A 24588-nucleotide genomic window follows, 5' to 3' on the forward strand; every position below is an offset into this window, starting at 1 on the left:
TCCTTGATGAACTTTAATCAGCTGACTATTGAATTTGACAAAATAAAAACAGGTAGGCTAGTACCTGTTCTACTCTTTTTCTCCAATGTCCTTGAGATATTGCTCTCGTTCTTTTTCAGAGAGTCGTTTAAGATAGTTTTCCTTTAATTCTGGTTCATCTTTAAATTTATCCCAATCTTTAAAACGATATGACAACTCAGGATCATAACTCATTGAACCGATTTTTTTAGCTCTATATTGTAAAGAAGCTGAAAATCCGTACTTCTCCGGTTCATTATTTATATAGCCATCGATTATAATATCCCCCATAGGATTGATGGTCACATCTTTTTCAAACGTTATGGTTTTAATAAATTTATGAATATCTCTTTTGTGCAAGTGCTCTTCAACCTTGGGTTTCATCTTCTCTGCAAGTTCTTCTGCTTTTGCTTGATCACTCTTTTCCTTGACCGCATTATTAGATTGAATATGCTTAACCTGAACGATTAACGAAGTCACTGCGACAAGGATGACTACAAACAATACAGATAAAAGCTTTATTGTGTTTTTCATGTCTACCGTTGCCACCTTCTTAATAATGAAAAATAAAAAACAGGTAGGTGATTACCTGTTTTATTATTTTTCTCCAATATCTTTAAGATACTGTTCACGTTCTTTTTCGGAGAGTCTTTTAAGATAGTTTTCCTTTAGTTCAGGTTCATCTTTGAATTTATCCCAGTCTTTAAATCGATAAGATAATTCAGGAGAAAAAGTCATGGTACCTACTTCCTTAGATCGGTATTCTAATGATGCAGAGAAGTCATACTTTTCTGGGTTACCATTAATATACCCTCTAATTATTATATAACCCATTGGATTAACATTTACTCCCTTATCGAACGTAATGGTTTTAATAAAGTTGTGAATATCTATTTTATGTAAACGTTCTTCTACTTTCGGTTTCATTTCTTCTGCGAATTCTTTTGCTTGTTCTAAATCGTTCTTCTCTTTCACGATTGTTTCACCTTCTGATTCATTCAATTTTTTTTCTTTATCTTTTTGAAAAACAAGTGATAATACTAGAATAAAAACGATAGTAATCAAAACAATCAGTACAACCTTAAATGTCTTTTTCACAAAAAATATCCCACCTTTTAAATATTCAACCGATAGGTTTTTATAGATATTTACCATACAATATCTTATAATATACATGATAATTATTACAGGAGTGTAAATGTTGTCCAAAAAATATGCAATTAATCAACTTAGCGATAAAGAATATAATGAAATATCATCAGCCTCTTATGATATCTTCAACTATGAAAATTCTAAAGATATACACTTGAAAAATGGTAAAATAATGTATGTTGTTGACCACCAAGAAACAAAAAAAGGGCTTAACTCACTAACCCTTGTATCAGAAGAAGATTTCGAGCGCTCCGATGGCGGAAAAGACCTCACCAAAATCAAAAACGCCGTCATCGCCTACCGTGGCTCAGAACCGATTGGGGCAGGCCAATATAAAGATACCATTAAAAAACATGGAAAAAAAGAGTCAGATGATCTTCTTTCTACCATTTTGACAAAGCTGCCTCCTTTTAGCCAGTCAGAGACGTCAAAGGAAGTCACGACGAAAGTGACGACAGGGACAACGACCTATACAAATGAGATTGTACAAGATTGGTTGATTTCAGATACGAAGTATTTGATTAAAAATATCCCCTTTGAACACGGTGCAGAGAATCAAATGGTGCAGGCGGACCGGTATGCAAAAGAGATCCATAAGAAAATGCCGAATGCGAAGATGTATGTGACAGGGCATTCACTTGGCGGGTCAAATGCTTCTTATGTTCTTGTCAAAAATGATTTTATTAAAGGCGGGGTCACCTTTGAGAATCCGAATATTTACCCAAATCTGTCGGATGGTCTGCAAGCCAAAGCATTAAAAGGTGATTACCGTAGTAGATTAACAGAATATATCAATCTCAATGACGGGCTATCTCTCTTAAATCGTCATACGACAGAAATCGGTCGTGTGAAAGTGATGTATGATGCCGCTTTACCTGAAGGCGTCGATTACACTGAGGACTCCTCAAAGGCCGTCCAATTTATGAAAAATCTCCTCAATCGGGCAATGAGTGTGAATCCTTCACTTGATGCGAATTTATTTCTTGAAGCCCTCGCCGGCAGCCATGGCTTAGACCGGTATTCCTTTTCGTCAGATGGCTCCGTTCAAACCATTGATGATATGTTGAGAAAAAACCCTTCTCTCACTGCCGCCATGTTACATCAATTGAGCCAATCAAATGTTCACCCGCAAAGTGTGGTAGCGATTTTAATCAAGTCGCATGTTCTCATGAACACAGGTCGTAAATTCTCCACATATGCCGAGCACCATATGCAGCAAATCATTCGTAAAATTGAGAAACTCGATGACAAAGTGGAGCAATCGGTGGAACGCGTTCGTTCAAGATACAAACAAATTGTCGGTTTTGGTTCGTATGACCAGCTGACGGCTTCAGATGTGGATGCTGTGATTCGCCACTTAAAAACAGAGGGTCTTGAAAATGAGTTCTATTCGGTCAAAAAGTATGATGCAGCGATTGATCATGCGATGGATATGAAAAGGTGGATGGATTCAATATCAGATGATATGAGCCAGCTAGGAAAACAATACCACGATGCAGATACAACCCTTGCCAAGAATATGGGGATTTCTTAAGGAGTACGACAAATGGAATTTTCAAAGAAACAACCAACAGACGCAGATCGTTTTTTGCAGAGAGTGACAGATACGCATACATCTAGCTCCATCTTCTCTCAAGCAAACTTTAACACGGAAGATATGACACCAGCAGAGCTGGCTGCTTTGAAGGCAAAGATCAAAGAAGAACAGAAAACAGCGCTGATCAGAGCCATCCGGCATCAACTTCAAAATGAATTTGCAGAGGATCGTCAAGAAGCCAAAAAAATAGTAGATCTGATTGATGACCTTCTGATTAACGTGTACAAACATCAAAAGAACATCAAAACCCATATGTCAGGTGAAGCCATTGACGCCTTAATCGAAAAAATCGAAAAAAGACTCACATTTTTTGAGCTGAAAGAAGATGTTCAATCAGCCATTGATTCGATCGGCATTTAAATGAACCTGCCATCCAGTGAATCTTTTCCCCGTCTCACTCGTATATACTAAAAGAGTGATTGATTTGAAAGGAGTTCTGTTTGTGGGATATATGTTGTTATTTTCGGTTGTGATCGGTCTTGTCCTGACCCTTTTGCTCACACCACTCAGGTTAATCGTTAGAAAGAAAGGGACTGAACAACAGGTGCCGCTTATGTGGATTGCGGGACTGGCACTGCTGTTTATCATCGGGATTTTCGGCTTCTACTACATCACCAATTTAGACCGCAACCCATCATCACTGTGGCTCATTGGACTTGTTGTGACAGCAGCAGGTGCCTTTTTATCAGTGGGATTGGAGCGGAAGATCAAGGGCGTTTTATTTCTCATATTATTGCTGCTCGGTGTTTATATTGCAACCGCTTTTCTATTCAATGCAAATGAGAAATTCGACGTGTCTAAAATGGAGCAAAAAGTCGAAATCAAAGCGTTCGATGAGACAGAAACACCTGCGAGTGTACCACCGCAATTTGCTCGCAATAAGATGAAGAAATCGTTCGGACAGGTGCCAAACACGAGTTACTACGAGCTTGGCAGCTTGCAAATTCAGAAGGTCAATGGTGAGTATGTGTATATCGCACCCGTCGAGTTCTCCGATTTCTTTAAATGGATTCGTTCTGGTAGCACACCGGGTTACTTTACATTAAGTGCGACCGACTCATCTGCCAATCCAAAGTTTGTGAAAACCGAGATGGTCTATACGCCTTCTTCCTATTTCAATAAGGAAATTGAGCGGCATATCCGTCTTCAGTACCCAGATTTGATTTTCTATGGAGACACGCAGCTAGAGATCAATGATGATGGCAAGCCTTATTACATCCAAACATTTGGAGATTTCATCTCTGCACGAAACGGGTTTAAAGCTTCAGGTGTGGTTGTTGTGGATGCCAAAACGGGTGAAACGAAGAAATACGCCTTAGACAAAGTACCAGCCTTTATTGATGGCGCTGTGTCACCAGAGGCTGTCAGTCTGCAGAATAGTTACTTCGGCAACTATGTACATGGTTTCTGGAACAGTATGTTTGGAAAATCAGATGTGAAGCTGCCTTCAGACGAGGGAACGGAAGCCAATGTAAGTCCAGTGTTTGATTCAAAAGGGGATATGTATTACTTCACAGATTTCACCAGTCCAAAAGAGGGCGTTGATTCCATGCTCGGGTATGCACTAACAAATGCCCGAACAGGAAAAGCCACGTATTATACGGGTAATCTTGAAGAATCCTACATGGATTCACAGGGAGCTTTGCAAATTATTGAGAAACGATTTATCGAGAAGAAATGGAAGGGCCGCATGCCGATTCTTTATAATTTCTACGGGGAAGCCAGCTGGCTTACACCTGTTCTCGATTCAAACGGGTTCCTGCAAAACTACTTTATAGTTTCGGCAGCCAATCCTGAAATCGCCGCATACGCTTCTACACCAAACGAAGCACTAAGAGCCTATAAAACAGCTCTTCAAAAAGGCGGCGGTACCGTCAATAGTTCATCAAAGCAAGAAAAGAAAGAGTCAACAGGCAAAGTGAAGAGGGTGTATAAGGAAAAGACCGGTGATTATACAACCGTCACCTTCTTACTAGACGATGGGAAAAACTACACCATGTCATCTGAAAAAGAGCCTCTTATTATTTATTTAAAAGAAGGCGATCAAGTCAACATGAAGTATACAGATACAGGTGAGATTTTCCTACCAGTCGATGAAATCAACATCAAAGGATTATAAAAAAAAGACGTTTCTCCTACTGCGGAGAAGCGTCTTTTTTCTCTTTTCTCAACAACTCAACAAGTAATTCCTTATTTTTATTCCCACCTGTCATCGGGGATTCGACATAGGAAAATGTCCGTTTAAAGTCCATTCCCCTCACAGAAATGACAGCCAATTCCCCGCCAATGCTGCCCCGCTGGAGGACATATTTAGATAAAACAGACAGCCCCATTCCATGAATGACAGCTTCTTTAATCGCTTGATTGCTGCTAAATGTCACAAAGGTCCGCGCTTTCAGTCCATTTGATTTCAGGACGTGCTGTAAGTATTCTCCTGTCCCAGATCCTTCTTCTCTTGTGATCCATGTTTCATTTTGTAATTGATCAATGGTGACATCCTTTTTCTTTGCAAACGGATGGTCTAATGGGGCAACGATATACAGTTCATCCTCTAGGAACGTTTCTACAGAGAGTTCTTTGTCATTGGTTTGTCCTTCAATCAGTCCGATGTCGACATGGAACAACCGAACATGTCTAGCGATCGCCTCTGTATTATCAATGACTACCTCAATATCAACATGCGGATAGAGCTGATGAAATTGTGCCAAAATTTGCGGCAGCACATACTCCCCAATGGTAAAACTCGCTCCAATCGTGAGCTTCCCTCGTGCCAGATGATGATGCTCATAAATATCCTGCTTCGCCTGTTCATATAAACGAATGATTTGTTTTGATCGATGGTACAGCATATCCCCAGTTGGCGTCACCGTTAATTGCTTTGGCGAACGATTGAGCAGAACCGTCTGAAATTCCTGCTCCAAGTTCTTAATGTGAAGACTGACACTCGGTTGAGAAATCCGTAGCTTCTGAGCTGCTTTTGTAAAGTTTTTCTCTTCTACCACTGTCACAAATGTCTTCAGTGCATCATAATACATCTGTCCCTCTCCTATCAGAAATCTTAATCCTACATCTTCAATACATATATCTTACTAATTCCTTTCCAACTCGTAAAGAACAGCCTAAACCAATCAATTTAATAAAAATATTTACTAATTTTTTTAAAGACTCTATACTGAAAGGAGATATTTTCTATAGGAGGTGCTGACTTGGCAGCTAAAATAAAGGACATTGCGGAAAAAGCCGGATTATCCATCGCTACCGTGTCTCGCGTACTGAACCAAGATCCCAACCTATCGGTTACGGATCAAACACGTGAGAGAGTATACGCGGCAGCAGAAGCTTTGTCCTATCAAAAAAAGACATTTAAACATTCACTAAAAAAAATTGCCTTTCTCTATTGGATGACCGAAAAAGAAGAGCTTGAAGATATTTATTTTAAATCCATTCGTCTAGGCATTGAGGAACTCACCAATACCAGAAGCTTAAATGTTACCGCTTACAAACCATCTGATGGTCTTCAATCGATTGATCCTTCTACAGAAGGCATCATCGCCATCGGTCGATTTAAAAAAACTGAGCTTGATCAATTATATGCGATCACAAAACATATCGTCTTTATTGATACATCACCAGATGAAGACCGCTTTGATTCTGTGAAACCAAACCTGAAACGAATTGTAGAAAAGATTATCGATTCTTTTATCGAAAAACAGCACACATCCATTGGATTCATTGGCGGGACAGATCTTGATCTCAATACAAATAGGCGGATTCCAGATATTCGTGAAACGACCTTCCGCCAGTACATGACAGCACACAACAAACTGGATGAACAATTGGTCTATATCGGTCACCACTTCTCTGTAGATGAAGGCTATTCATTGATGATGAAGGCGATCGACGAGCTCGGCGATCACCTGCCAACCGCTTTTTGTGTCGCAAGTGATCCTCTTGCGATAGGCTGTTTACAAGCATTAAATGAACGCGGTTTTTCTTTACCAAATCGAGTGAGTGTCTTTAGTATCAACGATATTCACGTCTCTCAATATGTGTCACCACCGCTCACAACTTATCACATCCATACCTCTTTACTTTGCGAAACAGCTGTCGATTTACTTTTAGAAAGACTGGTTGATGGCAGAACATTACCAAAAACCGTGCTGATTGCCTCAGAACCTGTCTTTCGGAAAAGCACGATATAAACAGCTGGAAGGCCTGCCGTATATGGTGGGCTTCTTTTCTCTTTATTTCAGTAAAAAATTTTACTTAATAAATTTAATAAAATGTGTTTACTTTTTTTACTCAAGTTGATATTCTCACATTAAGAAAGCGTTTTCTTATCATCTGTGAAAAAAGAACGAGAGGGGATTACGAATGAAAAAGGGAAAATGGGCGACATTATCGGCAGTCGTTGGTACTGCTGTGCTGCTGCTGTCAGCATGCGGACCAGGAGATGACAATTCAAGCGGTACACAGCCGGCATCTACAGGTACAAAGACCTTGCTAGTGTGGGAGGATGTCAAAAAGTCTGATGGGATTCAAGACGCCGTCAAAGAATTTGAAAAACAAAACGACGTGAAAGTCAAAGTGGTCGAAAAAGCATATGCCGACCAAATTGAAGCGCTTCGTCTTGATGGCGCAGCCGGCACTGGTCCAGATGTCATCACCATGCCTCACGACCAAATTGGATCAGCTGTCACAGAGGGATTGTTACAAGAAATCAAACCAGATGAAAAAGTAATCAATTCCTTCACAGACGAATCGATTCAATCACAAACGATAGATGGCAAGCTGTATGGCCTGCCAAAATCCGTTGAAACCACTGTGCTTTTCTATAACAAAGACCTTGTGAAAAAGGCACCAACGACACTCGATGGCTGGTATGACCTTTCGAAAAAGCTGACAAAGGACGGGAAATACGGTTTTGTTGCGAAGTGGGATGAAATTTATTACGCAGAAAGTGTATTAGGCGGTTCAGGTGGCTATATTTTCAAACAGAAAGACGATGGTTCTTATGACGTCAATGATATTGGTCTTAATAACGATGGTGCCATCGAAGGCGGAAAATACATTCAGACATTCTTTAGCGAAGGTCTTTTCCCGAAAGGCATCATTGGTGAGCAAGGAATCAATGTCCTCAATTCCTTATTCACTGAGAAAAAGGCAGCGGCTGTGATTTCTGGTCCATGGTCATTTGGTCCTTATAAAGAAGCGGGTATCGACTATGGCGTGACGGAACTGCCAACACTCCCTAACGGAAAACATATGAGCTCGTTCTTAGGTGTAAAGAGCTACAACGTCTCCTCTTATTCTAAAAATAAAGAACTTGCCGAGAAATTTGTTGAGTTTATCACGAACGAAAAAAATTCGAAAAAGCGCTTTGAAGTAACAGAGGAAATTCCACCAGTGAAAAAGCTGATGAAAGACCCAGTCATTACTGAAAACGCTAATGCGGATGCTGTTTCAAAGCAAACGAAATATGCCACGCTGACACCGAACAATCCAGAAATGGCAGAGGTGTGGAAGCCGATTGACAGCGCATTAGGGCTGATTGCGACTGGCCGTACCGATGTGAAAAAGGCATTTGATGATGCGGTCAAACAAATCGACTCGCAAATTAAAGCGAATCACTCCAAATAAACCCCAAGCGCAGGTAGCTGTTCATCTATCATGCTGCCTGCACTTGATCTAATTTCATATGAAGTAGGTGTTAAACGTGACGGGTAACCTTGAACTAGACCGCACACACATAGTGGAATCAAAGACACACCGGAGACGGGCGCTAATGTTCTCTCTTATACCCGGGATGGGGCAAATATACAACAAACAGTATGGCAAAGGGGCACTCTTTTTCCTGTTTGGCGTTTCTTTTCTACTTGTGTTTTATGATTTATTCAATATTGGCTTCTGGGGGCTGTTCACACTTGGTACGATGCTGCCTCGTGACAACTCTGTTTTCCTTTTAGCAAAAGGAATTATTGCACTTTTAACAGCTGGATTTGGCATCGGTTTTTATGTACTCATGATACGTGATGCATTTATGAACGGAAAGAAACGTGATCAAGGGGTTCCGCTTCATTCCATCCGTGCTCAATACCATCAGCTCATCGACCAAGGCTTTCCTTACTTAATGAGCACTCCTGCTTTCTTTTTACTTCTATTCTCTGTTGTCTTTCCTATTATGTTCAGCTTTGCGCTGGCCTTTACAAACTATGATTTATACCACTCGCCTCCTGCCAATCTCATTGATTGGGTAGGCATCAAAAACTTTCAAAATATCTTTTCAATCGATATTTGGAGAGACACATTCATTGATGTACTAGGCTGGACGGTTGTATGGACGTTGGCTGCATCGACCCTTCAATGTGCTGTCGGCATTTTCCTAGCGGTTCTGCTCAATCAAAAAGATTTAAAAGGAAAACGGTTTTTCAGAACGATTTTGATTCTGCCGTGGGCTGTTCCAGGATTTGTGACCATTTTGGTGTTTGCTGGATTGTTTAACGACACGTTTGGTGCGATCAACAATACCCTTTTTGCATCGATTGGAATTGATCCAAAACCATGGCTGACAGATCCATTTTGGAGCAAAATCGCTCTTATTGCGATGCAGACTTGGCTTGGTTTTCCTTTTGTGTTCATTATGACAACTGGCGTTTTGCAGGCCATTCCTGAAGATTTATACGAGGCTGCAACCATTGATGGGGCAAATTTCTTTCAGAAATTCCGTTCCATTACATTACCGCTTGTCCTCTATTCAATTGCACCTATATTAATCACGCAATATACGTTTAACTTTAACAACTTTAATATCATCTATTTATTTAATGGCGGGGGGCCGCCTGTTGCTGGATCCACAGCGGGGGGAACAGACATCTTGGTGTCTTGGATTTACAAACTGACGATGCAGTCTTCTCAATATGCACTCGCTGCCGCTGTTACAATCTTACTGTCAATCTTCGTCATTGCCATTGCACTTTGGCAGTTTAAGAGAACGAATTCATTCAAAGAGGAGGACATGATGTGATATGGGATCAAAACAAAATAAGCTCATTCGCCTGAGTATCACTTATTTCATCCTTTTCATTGCCTCCGTTTGTATTCTATATCCACTCCTTTGGACGATCGGCGCTTCCTTTAATCCTGGGAACAGCCTGATGAGCACAAGCATGTTTCCGAAGAATCCAACGTTCAGCCACTTTACAGAACTCTTCTTCGGTCAGGGGGCACTTTATGCAAAATGGTATTGGAACTCAATGAAAATCAGTATTGCGACTATGCTCTTAACGTTGATCCTTGTCAGCTTTACAGGTTATGCCTTTTCTAGGTTCCGATTCAAAGGACGCAAGAATGGACTGATGCTCTTTTTGCTGTTGCAAATGATTCCTCAATTTTCAGCGCTGATTGCCATTTTTGTATTGGCTCAAATGCTTGGACTCATTAACAGCCACCTCGCATTGATTTTGATTTATGCAGGCGGACAAATCCCGATGAATACGTATTTAATGAAAGGCTATCTTGATGCGATTCCAAAGGATCTCGATGAATCAGCCAGAATGGATGGCGCAGGGCATTTCCGGATTTTCATCCAAATTATTATGCCACTTGCCAAGCCGATTTTAGCCGTTGTTGCCATCAACTCATTTACAGGACCGCTGGGTGATTTCATTATCTCCAGTGTCATTGTCCGCTCACCCGAAATGTATACGCTCCCAATCGGTCTATACAATCTTGTATCAGACAAAATGGGTGCCAGCTACACGACCTTTGCAGCCGGGGCTTTACTCATTGCGATTCCAGTTGCTTTATTGTTTCTTGTTTTACAAAAACAATTTGTATCCGGCCTCACACAAGGCGGGACAAAAGGATAAGGGGAGATTTGATGAAGAAATGGTTGCTTGTCACTGTTGTCGTTTTCTTTCTGATGGGGTTAGGTATTCTGCCTGAAGCAAAGGCTGATACGATTTCGGTGAAACCGATCAATGGATTGCAAGGTGATTTCATCAAAGGAGCCGATATCTCCATGCTCGCAGAAGTGGAGCGAAGCGGCGGCAAATACTACAACCAAAACTGGCAGCAGGTTGATCCGCTCAAGCTATTAAAAGAGAAAGGTGTCAACTATGTGCGCATCAGACTCTGGAACCATCCATACGACAACCAAGGCCGTGCCTATAACGGGGGGACAAACGATTTACATACCGCCATTGCTCTCTCGAAACGTGCAAAAGCACAAAACATGAAAGTGCTGCTTGATTTTCACTACAGTGATTTCTGGACCGATCCCGGTAAACAGTTCAAACCGAAAGCTTGGGCCAATCTCTCCCAAAGCGATTTAGAAAAAGCTGTTGGCACTTACACAAGCGATGTACTTAAAGCGATGAAAGCACAAAATGCCCTACCAAATATGGTACAGGTCGGGAATGAATTGAATTCAGGTATGCTTTGGCCGAACGGAAAGAGCTGGGGTGAAGGCGGCGGTGAATTTGACCGACTCGCTGCTTTGCTAAAAGCGGGGACAAATGCTGTCCGCTCTGTCGATTCAAACATCAAAGTCATGCTTCATCTTGCACATGGAGGGGACAATGGTGCATCTCGCTGGTGGTTTGATGAAATCACCAAACGAGGCGTTTCGTTCGATACGATCGGTTTATCTTACTACCCGTATTGGGACGGGGGATTTAGCGGTCTTACTAGCAACATGAATGATATTAGCGCCCGCTATAACAAAGATGTCATCGTGGTAGAAACCGCCTACGGCTTTACAACAGCAAATGGTGACAACCTCGATAACTCATTTAACCAAGATTCAGTCAATACGGCCGGTTATCCAGCATCACCACAAGGGCAGGCATCTTTTATACGAGATCTATCAGAAAAAATTTCACAAGTAAAAAACAATCGCGGGAAAGGGTTCTTTTATTGGGAGCCGCTTTGGATTCCAGCAAAAGGTGCGCCATGGTCTAGTCAATACGGGCTCGCTTATATTCAAACAACCGGCACAGTCGGGAATGCTTGGGAAAATCAGGCCATGTTTGATTTCAACGGAAAAGCCCTGCCTTCTCTTGATGTATTTAAACAAATGACACCGTAATTAAACAGATAGGACGTGACAAAATGGGAAAGCGTTACCCACTCGTTCACCCAAATGTGAAAGGCTTTTTGCATGGTGGCGACTATAATCCTGATCAATGGCTTCATATGCCGGAGATCATTGACGAAGATTTTCGATTAATGAAGCTTGCACACTGTCAAACATTCTCTATCAACATTTTCGCTTGGAGCAAGCTCGAGCCAAAAGAAGGGGAATATGATTTTGCCTGGCTGGATGATATCATGGATCGCTTGGCAGCGCAGGGAGCTCACGCCATTCTCGCCACGCCAAGCGGAGCAAGACCTGCTTGGCTCTCGCAAACATATCCAGAAGTCTTACGCGTTGAAGCAAACCGCCAGCGCAACTTACACGGACTTCGCCATAATCATTGCTTCACCTCACCGGTTTATCGAGAAAAAACGAATACACTCAATCGTTTGCTTGCTGAACGCTACAAGGACCACCCAGCGCTGATCATGTGGCACATTTCAAATGAATACGGCGGCGAATGTCATTGTGATCTTTGCCAAGAAGCATTTAGAGACTATTTGAAAGACAAATACAACCATGACCTTGAAGCTTTGAATCAAGCATGGTGGACGGGATTTTGGAGCCACACCTTTACCGATTGGTCACAAATCGAGTCACCTGCACCGCACGGGGAGCACATGATTCATGGCATGAACCTAGACTGGAAGCGTTTTGTCACAGCGCAAACGATCAATTTTTATCAAAATGAGATTGAACCGCTGAGAGAATTAACACCTCATGTTCCAGTAACCACCAATTTTATGGGCGACTATCCGCATATGCGTCCATTCCTTGGACTGGATTATCATCAATTTGCAAAAGAAGTCGACGTGATCTCATGGGATAGCTATCCAGCATGGCATAGCGGCAGAGAAACCACTGCAGAATTAGCGTCAAACGTCGCCTTCGTTCACGATTTGTATCGTTCATTAAAGGGCGGTCAGCCGTTTCTTGTGATGGAAAGCACACCAAGCCTCGTGAACTGGCATGAAGTGAATAAGGTGAAGCATAAAGGAATGGCACACCTCTCTGCCATGCAGGCGATTGCCCACGGGTCCGACTCCGTCCTTTATTTCCAGTGGAGACAAGGCCGGGGCGCCTCTGAAAAATTCCACGGCGCTGTTGTGGATCATTCAGGACATGAACACACGCGTGTGTTTCAAGAAGTCGCTGATTTAGGAAAACAGCTGGAGCAGCTTCAACCGATTGCGGGTACATCCGTTCAACCAGAGGTCGCCATCATATATGATTGGGAAAACCATTGGGCTATTGATGACGCGCAAGGCTTAAATAATACCAACAAACGCTATGTAGAGGCTTGCCAAACTCACTATCGCAGTTTCTGGAAAAAGGGCATCCCTGTTGATATTGTCGGGATGGAAAAGGACTTCTCATCCTATCGAGTGCTTGTGGGGCCAATGCTCTACATGATCAAACCAGGCGTGGCAGAAAAGATCGAAGCATTTGTCAAAGAGGGCGGCATTTTTGTGGCAACATACTGGAGCGGCATGGTCGATGAAAACGACCTCTGTTTCCTCGGTGGTTTCCCTGGCCCTCTCCGCCATGTACTTGGTGTTTGGGCAGAGGAAATCAACACATTGATGCCAGATGAACACATCTTAATGACCACAGGAAATGGACGCACCTACCATGTCGGGCAATATTGCGAATCCATTCACCCAGAATCAGCCTCTGTGTTAGGGCATTTTGAGAATGGCTGCTATGAAGGACAGCCCGCCCTTACTGTCCGTCCATTTGGCAAAGGGAAAGCATACTATATGGCTTCTGAAAATGAGCAAGCGTTTTATGATGATTTTTACGAAGATCTCATCACAGGAATAGGGATAAAGCCGATCCTCTCCTCTTCAATTCCAGAGGGAGTCAGCGTCCAGAAACGAACAGATGGATCGCAGGACTTTGTGTTTATGATGAATTTTACAGAACAGCAACAGAACATTTCACTAGATTCAGCGGAAAGCTATGAAAATATGCTGACTGGACAGCATACATCTCGACGGTTACAACTGAATCCTTACGAATACGTTATTTTGAAAAAATAGTGTGAAAGAAGCGTCCATCCAAAGGGCGCTTTTTACTTTTTGTTGAATCTAAATACCTATATATTTTCTCCCGATAGTAGATTATCAATAGAAGTATTATTTTTTATCTAAATTTTTTGACATATTGAACACCGCACCATGATTGGCCTCGCCATCCTTTTTTACCATTGTATAGGTATGAAAGCGGTTGCCTAATACTCATATTTTTGATACTCTTTTTTTCAATGCAAATGTGGGATTGCATTGGTAAAAAAACAAACAAATGTAAACGGTTTATTGTAGGGGGAGGGGCTTATGTTAACGTTTGTTGGATTGTTGATTATTTTAACGATTGTTGTTTTGCTGATTTGGGGGAAAGCAAGTCCAATTGTCGCCATGGTCATGGTGCCTTTAATAGGGGCGCTCATCGCAGGATTTGGTATCAATGACATTCAAACTTTCTTTGAACAAGGGATTATCAAAGTTTTGCCAGTGGCGACCATGTTTATCTTCGCCATTTTATTTTTTGGCATTTTACAAGATACAGGGTTCTTTGAACCTGTAATTAAAGCGTTAATCAAGCTGACAAAAGGGAATGTTGTCACAGTTGCGATGGGAACTGCCTTGATTGGGGTCATCGCACACTTAGACGGAGCAGGCGCTACAACCTTTTTATTAACTGTACCTGCACTGCTTCCGCTTTATAAAAAATTACATATGAGTCCTTATTTATTGCTATTGTTAATCGGAACGAGTGCTGGATTAACCAATATGATTCCATGGGCTGGCCCCACAGGACGGGCAGCTAGTGTCCTAAATATGGACCCATCTGAACTGTGGGTACCGCTTATTCCCATTCAGCTGATCGGGGTCGTGCTCGTATTAGGAATGGCATTCATTTTAGGAAAAAGAGAAGAAAAACGAATTCGGGTGAAAATCGCGGCAAATGAAATAGCTGCTGTCCAATTAGAAGGCGCTGATTGGGATCGTGCCATTCAATCGATCAGCGAAACAGGCGATGCGTCTTTAAAGCGTTATCACTTAATGTGGGTCAATCTCATTCTATTTTTAGCTGTTGTTGTCCTTCTCGTGCTGAACGTGATTCCTGCTAGTTATATGTTTATGATTGGTCTTTCACTAGCACTTTTGGTGAACTATCCGAATGTGAATGTACAAATGGAGAGAATTAAGGCGCATGCTCCAAGTGCACTAATGATGGCAGCTGTAATTTTCTCCGCAGGTTCTTTTTTAGGAATTCTTGAAGGAACGGGCATGCTGAAGGCGATTGCAGTAGACAGTATTCACATTTTGCCAGCTTTCTTACTGCCATTTTTACATATCATTGTGGGGATATTTGGGGTTCCGCTTGATATGCTGACAAGTACGGATGCCTATTATTATGCACTCTTGCCGATTGTCGAATCGATTACATCAGAGGTTGGTGTGTCAGGGACATCTGCGGCATACGCCATGATGATTGGAAATATCATCGGCACCTTTGTCAGCCCCCTTGCACCTGCTGTATGGCTTGCCATCGGTCTTGCAGGGGTCGATATGGGGAAACATATCCGCTACTCCTTCTTTTGGATGTGGGGGTTCAGTATCGTTTTACTCATCATCGCCAAACTGATTGGCATCATATAAAAAGAAAGACATGCGCAAACCAGCGCATGTCTTTTTCTTTGAATTATGAAGGATACTCACTCGTGTGAATGTCTGTTTTCGGTTTTCTAATGAGTGACATCAATCCAACGATTAGCAACAAGATCATCGGAACGAAAGCAAGACCAACAGTTCCAATTAAAAGAGTCACAGCCGAAACCAAGAAAAGAATACCAGAAAGCACAGCACGGCGGTCTGTTTTCAAAACAATCACACCAACAAGGGCTAAGACAGCCGCAATTGCGGAAACAACCATAAACTGAACGCCAAAGGCATGAACCGATGCCTCAAGTGTTTCAACTGGCAAGGCGCTGCCTTCCTCTTGTAAAATTTCATTCATTTCTTCATAAAATGCTGGGTCCACAGAGAGCATCAATGCCCCAAAACCAACACCAATTACGTTGAGGACAATACTGATTATCCCCATAATTTTTTCACCTTTACGCTTAATCATTGATAGAAACCTCCTAAAAAGTTAAATTAACCTGTTTTTACTTCTCGCTTTTGGAAGACGATTAAAGCAACCGCCAAGAAGATGGCCCAATAAATGACTAGGACCGTTAGTGAGAATCCTAGGGACATGCCTTCGATATAAGTAGGTGTTTCTGCGAAATACTGTACAGGATCGTTGGCAAACAATAAGTATTTCGCCCAATCAAAGAAGAACATCAAAATGCTTGTGATGGATGCTCCGACAACATAGGCTAATACACTAATTGCTATGGAAATGGCCTCACTTCTAAACACCGTTGAGATGGCAAAAGAAAGTGTCCCTAATACAACAAACATAGCACAATGCGCCAAATAATAAGAGACCATATTTGCAAACTGAGACCGTTCAATGACTTCACCATTTTGATAAGCCAAATACACATAATCATTGTTTAGTCCAAAGAATATCGCACCTAAGATAAAAGATAAGATAAATAGGACAGCGATCAGGAAAAGTGAATATAGTTGAACGGTAAAGTATTTAGACAAAAGAACCTTCAACCTGGATGGCGGACGAATCAGTAATAATTTAATTGTACCATGCTTATATTCAGCCGAGACAATTGTGGCTGCAATAATAATCACAAATACACCGACCAGCTGAAGCAAATTAGCATTTGTTTTCACATAAGTCCATGCATTTTTACCGAATTGATCGGCTGGAGGTAGATCATGTTTGATTCGATACTCATTGATCGCTATATCGGTTTCAAGGGATCTCTTATAAAATCCTATATTATCCTCTTTCAATTCTTGCTTATTTGCTTTATTGATTTCTTGCAACTCAGTTTTCCAATCACCGGATGCTTGATCTCCGTCATTTGTTTTAAGTGCAAAAATCAACGTCGCAATCATACCTAAAACAAGAAGCCCAACCATAATCCAAGTACCCACACGATAACTGATTTTCATCCACTCGTTTTGAATGAGGCGAATCATACGTCTGCCTCCTTTTTACCTGTTAAGCTTAAGAACTTATCTTCTAAGGTTTGTTTTTCTATTTTGATTTCGTACAAATGAATAGAAGCCTCGCTCAAATGACGAATCAATTGTGGCATTTTCTCTTCTAGGATGGAGAAGAATAAGTACTGCTCCTCTTCTCTAACTGTGATGCCTTCCTCAAATGCTTCAATGAGCTTTTGAGCTTCTTCAAGCTCACTTGATGCTACTTTCATTCGATAATTGACCAAATCATCCTGCTTCGTCTCTGCACGCTGATCCTCAATCGCAATCAGCTTTCCTTTTTGGATAATAGCAAAACGATCACACATCAATTCCATTTCTGACATGAGGTGACTTGAAACAATGACAGCAAGCCCTTCTTCCTTTGCCAGCCTTCTCAAGTAATCTCGTATCATACGAATTCCCTCTGGATCTAGTCCATTGGTCGGCTCATCTAAGATTAGCAGTTTCGGTTTATGTATCAATGCCTGAGCAATCCCCAAACGCTGCTTCATTCCTAATGAAAACGTACGGACACGCTTATGTTTCACATGCTGCAAACTAACTAGTTCTAGCAGTTCATCAATTCGACCTTCATCCACTTTTCCATTCATTCTGGCAAAATGAACAAGGTTTTGTCTTGCCGTTAAATGATTATACATTTCTGGATTTTCAATAATTGCACCTACATCTTGGATGGCATGCTGATATGAGGTTTGAATACTATGGCCATTAATCAGAATGTCACCGGATGTAATGGGAGAAAGACCGACCATCATGCGAATGGTTGTCGTTTTTCCTGCGCCATTCGGCCCTAAGAAGCCAAAGACTTCGCCCGCTTGGACAGAGAAACTCAAGTCTTGAACAATCTTTTTCCCGCGAATATGCCTAGATACATTTTGCAGTTCTAAAACGTTCGTCACGTTACCTCTCCTTCTTTGTCTAAGTATCATCTATCATCTATTTCCTGATAAACACCATGATCCGTCAAAAATAGAAGAACACTTCCATATGGTACAGCAATGCCCAAAAGTTGTGAAGGGGATTAGGCAAAATTTAGAGAATCATCTGCCTTTTTTAAGGTAGAGTTAAGAAAAGCGTGAATTTTTATAAGAAAAGAGGCTTGATTTTTTAAAAAAAGAATGATTTTCAATAGGTACATATGTATGAAATGATGTTTAAGATTATACCTTTCACCTATAAATATCGAAATAAAAAAGAGGCTGATGATCGACAGCCTCTTTTCATATATTATACTTTCTTCACAAACTCCGATTTTAACTTCATCGCGCCAAAGCTAGGAATTTTACAATCAATGTTATGATCGCCTTCGACTAAACGAATCCCTTTGACCTTCGTCCCTATTTTTAAAACCGAAGAAGAACCTTTGACTTTTAAATCTTTAATCACAGTGACCGTGTCACCATCACTTAATAGATTTCCATTCGCATCTTTGACAACAAGCTGCTCCTCTTCCGCTTGTTCTTGTTCTAGCGACCATTCATGCGCACATTCTGGACAAATAAGCATGCTGCCATCCTCGTATGTATAGGTTGAACTGCACGATGGACAATTCGGTAGATTAGACATTTGTGTTTCCTCCAAAGAATAAAGTGGTCGGAAAGACACCTCACAGATATCCTTCCGATTTATTAATTAGACTTTAAATACATTAGATATATTTTTGAGTATTTTTTTATTTCTTGCCATTCTATTTCTTATTCTCTTTTGTATTTTCTCAAGATATTTCTTTTCTAACCTATGCAGAAATTTAATACTTTTTGAAGACCTTGCGACCGACATTTTCATATTTTTTGTCTCCAAATCAATCGGTTTCCCGATCAATTTGGGCATGACCTTTTTTAACGTAATCTCAGGCGCATATTCAACTTCCGGTTCATATAATCTCACTGAATCCTTCAGAGGAGCAAATACATTCAAGATGTATGGATCTGTAGGGTGTACTCGGAAATAATCAACCGCATAATCATATAAACTTCTCTCAATATTGTCCTCATCTGTAAGCGGTAGAGCATAGAAATGGTTAATAAATTCTACAGTATAATCTTTAATGGCATCATGAAGTTTCTTTTCGTACCTTCTTGATTTGATCACCGGCTTAATTATACCATCTTTTTCAAAATAGCTCGTGATGCTTTGATATGGTATATTGGCAAATAATGACTCAACGAATATTAGTGATGTCATTTTAGAAGTGTAATTATAACGCACTGAAGTACCTGTTGTTGGATAAATACTTCTTGCATAGTAAAATATTGTCTCTATTTCGCTTCCATATGCGTCATTTAGTAACCGATCTAAGCAATCTTGGGTGTAACCTCTTCCCCAATATTCTACAAATGCAAAACGCTCATTAAAATCTATTTCTTGTTTTAAATATTTGGTAATGATCTCTCTATCTTCTTTTGCTTTACTTAATAAATAGGCTTCGTATTTTAGAGAGTTTTTGGCTGTTGTTTTAATCGCTTCTTTTGTGTTCTTATCAATCTTATCAATAGATTTTAAATGACTTAATTCTGGGAAAATCTCATCGAATTTAGATTCATTCATTGATAGTGCATCTAGTACACTTGCGAAATCTGTCATCCCTTCAAAATTTCCAAACACAGAATAGAATTCTTCATCCACTTTATCGATAAAAGATGGAATCCTCCATGCCTTTCTTGAACCATAAATATATTTGGTCTTTATATCATATTTATTCGCCTCAATAATTGAATCCGCTATAAGCTTAAGATAATAACCATCTCTAGAAATAAAATAAAGCGTATCAATTCCTTTTCTCATTGCATGTTTAATTGCCCAATGAATATAGGGAACAAAATACAGACTTACATAGGAATAAGCATAATAACTAGTTTCATCTTTATTTGTCTCTCTAAATCTTGCAAATAAATTTGAAGTTAAATAAGAATCATAGGTTCTTGTTCTATTGACTAGCTGCTTTTCGTATGCATTAAATTTTGTCATTTTATGATGTATAGCTTCAATATTTAAAGACTTTGCTGCTTTAAAATCAGCCACTTGATTATCCCCATAATGTACCCACTTACTGTAATTATAGTTCATTTCCTCAAACACTCTTAAATAGAGTTTTCTTGTTGTTTTTTGATCTCCATAATCACTTGATAAAAATAAAGGTAATTCAGCAAGACGTTCATCTGCATTTTTTAGCATCTCGAGGATAACCGCTTTAGGTAAATACATATCACTAATAAGAACAACATCATTCCCTTGATTAATTAGATCTACAACGTATTGTACTCTATCTTTCATAGGTTCAATATTTTCTATTTCTGCCTTAAATTCTTCTGCTCTTAAAAATTCCACTTGTTGATCAGTTAAATGATATAGCTCCTGTAACCTCGACATAATATCATCGAAGAAGATTTCTAATCTATCATCTTCCCGAATAATTAAAGATTTCTTATAATAATCCCTTACATAAGATTCAGCTTGAGATCTAACACGTGGATAGTTTTCAACTAAATATGAAGGGAATTTAAGGCCACTGTATCTAGCAGCCTCTCCAACATAGAAAAATATCCCTACAGGCTCCAGAGTTTTTCTTTGAATGAGCGTATCAAAAAGATCAAAACTATATAAAGTAGGAAAGTCCCTCTTTTCAGGACTAAACTTTAGAGTTTTTTCAATAATTTCCTCAAAGGAATTATCATTTGTGTATTTCCAAAACAAATCATAAATTTCTTCTCTTCTATCTTCTTCATTATTATCTTTGTAAGAGCTCAGGTAATCCAATAACTCTTCAAAATTATTACTAATTTTTCCAAAAGTCATCTCTTTATAATCAAAAACGAAATCTCGCAAATTATTATACTCATCATAATCAAAGATATATCGTGTGAAATGTTTGACACCAGCTGCAAGCAAATCATAAAATATTGAAGAATAATCCATTATAGCGATATCAATTTTATTGAAGATCTCATAGATATCATTATCTTCATTCCAGAATAGTAAATGTGGACAATCTTTGTACTTTTCTTTCAGAAGATTATATTGATAATCATTATTTACCAAATAGTGCATTTTAAAGATCATTAGTATATTTTGTTCTTTTAGTGTTTCTACTAATTTTTCCATATCAGGAATTGCTCTTCCGAAAAATGCAGTAGTAGATCCATCCCTAAATGTAGGAGCATATAATGCAATTTTTGTATCTTCAGGTAGCCCTTTTTCTTTTAAAACATCATGATTATAAGAAGAGAATGGCTCTTTATAAGTTACAGCAGGATATCCTGCTCTAATTATTTTGTCATCATCTATGCCTACTTGTTCTTTAAAATGATTCTCCATTAAAGGGGAAGTGACTAGAAAGAGTTGGTTGTTCTTAAAGACAGAATTGTATTTAATATACTTTTTATATATTCTCTCTTTTAATTGGACTGAATTAACTTTTCTCTCTATAGATTTACATCCAACGCCATGCCATAGATTAAGTATGACAACTTCGTCTTTAAATAATACAGGTATATGTTCTTTTACTTGATGTACAACAAAAACCCCTGCCTGCTGTTTAATTTTATCTGCTTTTTTAGAAGAGTACAATTCTGCATTGTACCCTAAACTTCTAATTCTATTAATTACTTCTTCATCGTCACACATCCAATATGCAGTAATATCTGGACGATACTTATTCACATAAATGAATAACCATTTAGGATTTCCTACAAATGAATTAGTAGCATTAAAAATCCACAATTTTTTGTCCCTGATGTTCTTCAAATTTAAAAACTCCTTTTAATTATTTTTCACTTATATCAACTTACTACAAAGTAATCTCACAAAAATTATAAATTCATAAACATATATCAACAATGAGGGACTAATTTCCTCCAACTGACATCCTAAACATTATAATTCAAAATCTCAAAATTGAATAGTTGTTATAAATTGTTTTTGGGCCTATATCATGGTGATTTCAATCCGTTTTCAAAGGTTATTTCAGAACTTTCATAATAAAAAACTTGTAGATCTACATCTACAAGTTTTTTAAATCATCCGGCTTAATTGTATCGCAGCCGCAATATTCCTTGCTGTTCTCTCTACATGCACACTAGCATCATGCATGGCTTCAGCCAGAGTCGTGACGCCAGGGACAATACTAAAAAGTGCATCAATGCCATGATCATGTACAACTGCACTGTCTTTTGAGAGGGACCCAGCGATACCAATGACAGGGAGTCCATATTGTTTCGCAGCTTTGGCTACACCGATCGGCGTTTTGCCGTAAATGGTCTGTTGATCAATCCGCCCTTCCCCTGTAATGACTAGGTCAGCGTCCTTGAGTACGTCAGCAAAATGTACGGCTTTCAGTACAATATCAATTCCCTTTTGCAGATCAGCCTGTAAAAAGCCTAATAAACTCGCGCCCAGTCCTCCTGCCGCTCCTGCACCTGCCGCATCACCAAAGGAGACATGAAGATGCTGCTTAGCCACTTGTGCAAAATGAGATAAATTCTTGTCCAACAGTTGAACCATTTCTGTATCTGCTCCCTTTTGAGGACCGAACACAGCAGACGCTCCTCTTTCACCCGTTAAAGGATTATCCACATCACACGCCACTTCCAGACGGACTGATTGCAATCTTGGATCCAGTCGAGATAGATCAATAGAAGCTAATTGATTCAGTGAGCCACCGCCCGGCGTGAGGTCTCGGCCTGCTTTATCGAGAAAAGAAGCACCTAAACCTTGCATCATGCCAACGCCGCCATCATTTGTTGCGCTTCCGCCAAGCCCAATGATTAAATGCTTCGCTCCTTTATCCAGCGCTGAAAGCATTAATTCTCCTGTCCCTCTAGACGTCGTGAATAAGGGGTTCCGTTTTTCTGGCGGGACAAGATGTAATCCTGATGCTGCTGCCATCTCTATGACAGCTGTCTGCCCATCTCCCAACATACCAAAAAAGGCATCCACAGGTTTGCCAAGCGGGCCTGTGACCACTTGCTGGACAATGGTTCCGCCTGTCGCATCCACTAACGATTGAACTGTGCCTTCTCCTCCATCTGCCATTGGGATTTTCATATATTTTGCATGTGGCAAAATAGAGCGAAATCCTCGTTCAATGGCACATGCTGTCTCATAAGCAGATAAACTTTCTTTAAATGAATCTGGTGCGATCACAATCTTCATCCAAAAACCCCTCGTTTCTCATTAAGTCCTCAGCTGAACAGCTGGAAAATACCAAAGATAATGGTCGATACAACGGTTAATGTCAAACCAATTAACGATTCAAAGGGCATTAGTTTCAACCGTTCTTTTATATCCATTTGAACACTTCCTGCCGTTGCATGGAAAAAGCTTCCGTGCGGCATATGGTCGAGAACAGTTGCGCCAGCGTGAATCATAGCTGCGCCTGAAAGGGCAGATACACCAAGACCAATAAGAGTTCCGCTAAATACACCACTTGCAACTGCCGTCCCTGCAGTTGTCGAAGCTGTGGCTGCCGACATAAAAATTCCAGACGTTGGTGCAAGCAAGTAAGGAGGTAATCCCGAAGCGTCAAGCGCCTGAATAAATACCTCTTTCATGGAAGAATTCGATACAATTCCAGCTAATGTACCTGTCCCTAGTAACATGATCGCTACACCTGACATTTTATGCAGCCCTGACATCGCATAATCATTGAGAAACTTCCCTTTTTTCATGAAAAGAGCGCCAACAATTCCTCCTATTGGTAAGGCAATCATTGGATCAATATTTATTTGAAACAACGGTCTCAAGGCTAACAAAAGAATGGTCACAAGCGGGCCTACAAGCGCTTGTAGAAAACCAGGTACTTGAACCTCGCCTTGGTCAGCTCCCTCTTCCAAAACAGGTGTCCCTTTATTCGCAAGCTTTTTGGCTAAAACATACGTGACGGCTATCCCGAAAATAGCCGGTATGACACCTGCCGCCATCAGGGAAGTAAGCGGGACACCAAAAGCATCAGAGGCTGCAATGGCATTCGGATTCGGTGACATGATATTCCCCGCCTTCCCTCCTCCAATCATCGCAAGTAAAATACCCGTTTTAGAAAGTTTTGCACGCTTGGCAATGGCAAGTGCGATTGGTGCTACTGTAATGACTGCTACATCTACAAAAACACCCACCGTTGTTAAAATCATTGTTGCAAGTGCGAGTGCTAAAAGTGCCCTTGCCTCTCCAAGCTTTTTCACGATGGCCTCCGCAATAGATAACGCAGCACCCGACTCAATTAAAACCCCTGCCAGTACACCTGCCGCCATGATTCGAAGAACAGCCGGAATCATGTCCTTTGCGCCTTCCATCATGACGTTCACGGTCTGCACAACATCTACACCGCCAACCAAGCCGCCAATAAATGCGCCTGCCAGCATGCCATAAGCAGGTGATACTTTTTTTAAAATAAGAACAATAGCGATTACAAGCGCAGTCAATGCGCCTAATGTACTCACTGTCACATCTCCACCCATACTCCATCCCTCCTGATTGTCTTTTCTTAATTGTAAGCGTTTACCCATTGGGATCGAGTTGTGAATCCAGATGAACTTCTTTTATTTATTTCT

The 24588-nt window shown here is 40.4% G+C and carries 20 protein-coding genes; 10 read left to right on the forward strand and 10 right to left on the reverse strand.

The features are described 5' to 3' along the window. Nucleotides 1-69: 69 nt before the first annotated feature. Together NST24_RS18830 and NST24_RS18835 are read right to left on the reverse strand one after the other, a co-directional pair. The gene (locus NST24_RS18830) at nucleotides 70-552 is read right to left on the reverse strand and encodes a DUF1433 domain-containing protein (RefSeq protein WP_025208257.1); all 483 of its coding nucleotides are present in this window, start codon (nucleotides 550-552) and stop codon (nucleotides 70-72) included. Between the two features lie 63 nt (nucleotides 553-615). Further along, a complete protein-coding gene (locus tag NST24_RS18835) occupies nucleotides 616-1116 on the reverse strand; it encodes a DUF1433 domain-containing protein (protein ID WP_041092634.1) in 501 nt (166 codons plus the stop codon). Nucleotides 1117-1219: 103 nt separating this feature from the next. On the opposite strand from NST24_RS18835, the gene NST24_RS18840 reads away from it, so the two are divergent. The 3 genes from NST24_RS18840 (at nucleotide 1220) to NST24_RS18850 (ending at nucleotide 4886) form a co-directional block, all read left to right on the forward strand. Next, nucleotides 1220-2704 (forward strand): lipase, encoded by a 1485-nt coding sequence (locus NST24_RS18840; protein ID WP_342462112.1) that lies wholly within the window; start codon nucleotides 1220-1222, stop codon nucleotides 2702-2704. A gap of 12 nt (nucleotides 2705-2716) precedes the next feature. Beyond that, nucleotides 2717-3127, forward strand: a complete 411-nt coding sequence (locus tag NST24_RS18845; protein WP_342462113.1) for a hypothetical protein — start codon at nucleotides 2717-2719, stop codon at nucleotides 3125-3127. An 82-nt stretch (nucleotides 3128-3209) separates the two neighbouring features. Beyond that, nucleotides 3210-4886, forward strand: a complete 1677-nt coding sequence (locus NST24_RS18850) for a hypothetical protein (protein ID WP_342462114.1) — start codon at nucleotides 3210-3212, stop codon at nucleotides 4884-4886. 16 nt (nucleotides 4887-4902) lie between these two features. Here the strand turns inward: NST24_RS18850 and NST24_RS18855 are convergent, their stop codons facing one another. Next, nucleotides 4903-5802, reverse strand: coding sequence for a LysR family transcriptional regulator (locus NST24_RS18855; RefSeq protein WP_025208260.1), 900 nt, complete (start codon nucleotides 5800-5802; stop codon nucleotides 4903-4905). 171 nt (nucleotides 5803-5973) lie between these two features. On the opposite strand from NST24_RS18855, the gene NST24_RS18860 reads away from it, so the two are divergent. From NST24_RS18860 to NST24_RS18890, 7 genes are all read left to right on the forward strand, one after another. After that, nucleotides 5974-6969, forward strand: a complete 996-nt coding sequence (locus NST24_RS18860; RefSeq protein ID WP_110487214.1) for a LacI family DNA-binding transcriptional regulator — start codon at nucleotides 5974-5976, stop codon at nucleotides 6967-6969. A 172-nt stretch (nucleotides 6970-7141) separates the two neighbouring features. Beyond that, the gene (locus NST24_RS18865) at nucleotides 7142-8407 is read left to right on the forward strand and encodes an extracellular solute-binding protein (RefSeq protein ID WP_024720442.1); all 1266 of its coding nucleotides are present in this window, start codon (nucleotides 7142-7144) and stop codon (nucleotides 8405-8407) included. Between the two features lie 145 nt (nucleotides 8408-8552). Then, nucleotides 8553-9791 carry a sugar ABC transporter permease gene (locus tag NST24_RS18870; RefSeq protein ID WP_045033662.1) on the forward strand — a complete coding sequence of 413 codons (1239 nt, stop codon included), beginning with the start codon at nucleotides 8553-8555 and terminating at the stop codon, nucleotides 9789-9791. Nucleotide 9792: 1 nt separating this feature from the next. Continuing rightward, on the forward strand, nucleotides 9793-10635 hold the full coding sequence (locus NST24_RS18875; protein WP_007497274.1) for a sugar ABC transporter permease: 843 nt from the start codon (nucleotides 9793-9795) through the stop codon (nucleotides 10633-10635). 11 nt (nucleotides 10636-10646) lie between these two features. Further along, nucleotides 10647-11855 carry a glycosyl hydrolase 53 family protein gene (locus tag NST24_RS18880; RefSeq protein WP_342462115.1) on the forward strand — a complete coding sequence of 403 codons (1209 nt, stop codon included), beginning with the start codon at nucleotides 10647-10649 and terminating at the stop codon, nucleotides 11853-11855. 23 nt (nucleotides 11856-11878) lie between these two features. After that, entirely contained in the window at nucleotides 11879-13945 is a 2067-nt protein-coding gene (locus tag NST24_RS18885) for a beta-galactosidase (protein ID WP_342462116.1), read from the forward strand. Between the two features lie 294 nt (nucleotides 13946-14239). Further along, on the forward strand, nucleotides 14240-15568 hold the full coding sequence (locus NST24_RS18890; RefSeq protein ID WP_058337133.1) for a citrate:proton symporter: 1329 nt from the start codon (nucleotides 14240-14242) through the stop codon (nucleotides 15566-15568). A 43-nt stretch (nucleotides 15569-15611) separates the two neighbouring features. Here NST24_RS18890 and NST24_RS18895 read toward each other — a convergent pair whose 3' ends face one another. The 7 genes from NST24_RS18895 to NST24_RS18925 form a co-directional block, all read right to left on the reverse strand. After that, nucleotides 15612-16040, reverse strand: a complete 429-nt coding sequence (locus NST24_RS18895; protein WP_007497283.1) for a DUF4064 domain-containing protein — start codon at nucleotides 16038-16040, stop codon at nucleotides 15612-15614. Nucleotides 16041-16066: 26 nt separating this feature from the next. Next, nucleotides 16067-17017: an ABC transporter permease subunit gene (locus tag NST24_RS18900; RefSeq protein WP_144667425.1), complete on the reverse strand. Its 951-nt coding sequence runs from the start codon at nucleotides 17015-17017 to the stop codon at nucleotides 16067-16069. Continuing rightward, the gene (locus NST24_RS18905) at nucleotides 17014-17943 is read right to left on the reverse strand and encodes an ABC transporter ATP-binding protein (RefSeq protein ID WP_008347360.1); all 930 of its coding nucleotides are present in this window, start codon (nucleotides 17941-17943) and stop codon (nucleotides 17014-17016) included. Before NST24_RS18905 ends, NST24_RS18900 begins: the two co-directional genes overlap by 4 nt. A gap of 328 nt (nucleotides 17944-18271) precedes the next feature. Then, complete coding sequence (locus NST24_RS18910) at nucleotides 18272-18610, reverse strand: zinc ribbon domain-containing protein YjdM (RefSeq protein ID WP_024720449.1); 339 nt, start codon at nucleotides 18608-18610, stop codon at nucleotides 18272-18274. Between the two features lie 66 nt (nucleotides 18611-18676). After that, entirely contained in the window at nucleotides 18677-21787 is a 3111-nt protein-coding gene (locus NST24_RS18915; RefSeq protein WP_342462117.1) for a CDP-glycerol glycerophosphotransferase family protein, read from the reverse strand. Between the two features lie 267 nt (nucleotides 21788-22054). Further along, nucleotides 22055-23194 carry a glycerate kinase gene (locus NST24_RS18920; protein ID WP_342462118.1) on the reverse strand — a complete coding sequence of 380 codons (1140 nt, stop codon included), beginning with the start codon at nucleotides 23192-23194 and terminating at the stop codon, nucleotides 22055-22057. Nucleotides 23195-23223: 29 nt separating this feature from the next. After that, nucleotides 23224-24495: a GntP family permease gene (locus NST24_RS18925; protein WP_342462119.1), complete on the reverse strand. Its 1272-nt coding sequence runs from the start codon at nucleotides 24493-24495 to the stop codon at nucleotides 23224-23226. Between the last annotated feature and the right edge of the window lie 93 nt (nucleotides 24496-24588).

Source organism: Bacillus sp. FSL R5-0286, from assembly GCF_038593245.1.
GTDB lineage: Bacteria > Bacillota > Bacilli > Bacillales > Bacillaceae > Bacillus > Bacillus altitudinis.

Coding starts and splice junctions, on each gene's coding strand:
- NST24_RS18830 (WP_025208257.1), bottom strand. CDS start 552: ATGAAAAACACAATAAAGCTTTTATCTGTATTGTTTGTAGTCATCCTT.
- NST24_RS18845 (WP_342462113.1), top strand. CDS start 2,717: ATGGAATTTTCAAAGAAACAACCAACAGACGCAGATCGTTTTTTGCAG.
- NST24_RS18855 (WP_025208260.1), bottom strand. CDS start 5,802: ATGTATTATGATGCACTGAAGACATTTGTGACAGTGGTAGAAGAGAAA.
- NST24_RS18865 (WP_024720442.1), top strand. CDS start 7,142: ATGAAAAAGGGAAAATGGGCGACATTATCGGCAGTCGTTGGTACTGCT.
- NST24_RS18870 (WP_045033662.1), top strand. CDS start 8,553: ATGTTCTCTCTTATACCCGGGATGGGGCAAATATACAACAAACAGTAT.
- NST24_RS18875 (WP_007497274.1), top strand. CDS start 9,793: ATGGGATCAAAACAAAATAAGCTCATTCGCCTGAGTATCACTTATTTC.
- NST24_RS18880 (WP_342462115.1), top strand. CDS start 10,647: ATGAAGAAATGGTTGCTTGTCACTGTTGTCGTTTTCTTTCTGATGGGG.
- NST24_RS18885 (WP_342462116.1), top strand. CDS start 11,879: ATGGGAAAGCGTTACCCACTCGTTCACCCAAATGTGAAAGGCTTTTTG.
- NST24_RS18890 (WP_058337133.1), top strand. CDS start 14,240: ATGTTAACGTTTGTTGGATTGTTGATTATTTTAACGATTGTTGTTTTG.
- NST24_RS18895 (WP_007497283.1), bottom strand. CDS start 16,040: ATGATTAAGCGTAAAGGTGAAAAAATTATGGGGATAATCAGTATTGTC.
- NST24_RS18900 (WP_144667425.1), bottom strand. CDS start 17,017: ATGATTCGCCTCATTCAAAACGAGTGGATGAAAATCAGTTATCGTGTG.
- NST24_RS18910 (WP_024720449.1), bottom strand. CDS start 18,610: ATGTCTAATCTACCGAATTGTCCATCGTGCAGTTCAACCTATACATAC.
- NST24_RS18920 (WP_342462118.1), bottom strand. CDS start 23,194: ATGAAGATTGTGATCGCACCAGATTCATTTAAAGAAAGTTTATCTGCT.
- NST24_RS18925 (WP_342462119.1), bottom strand. CDS start 24,495: ATGGGTGGAGATGTGACAGTGAGTACATTAGGCGCATTGACTGCGCTT.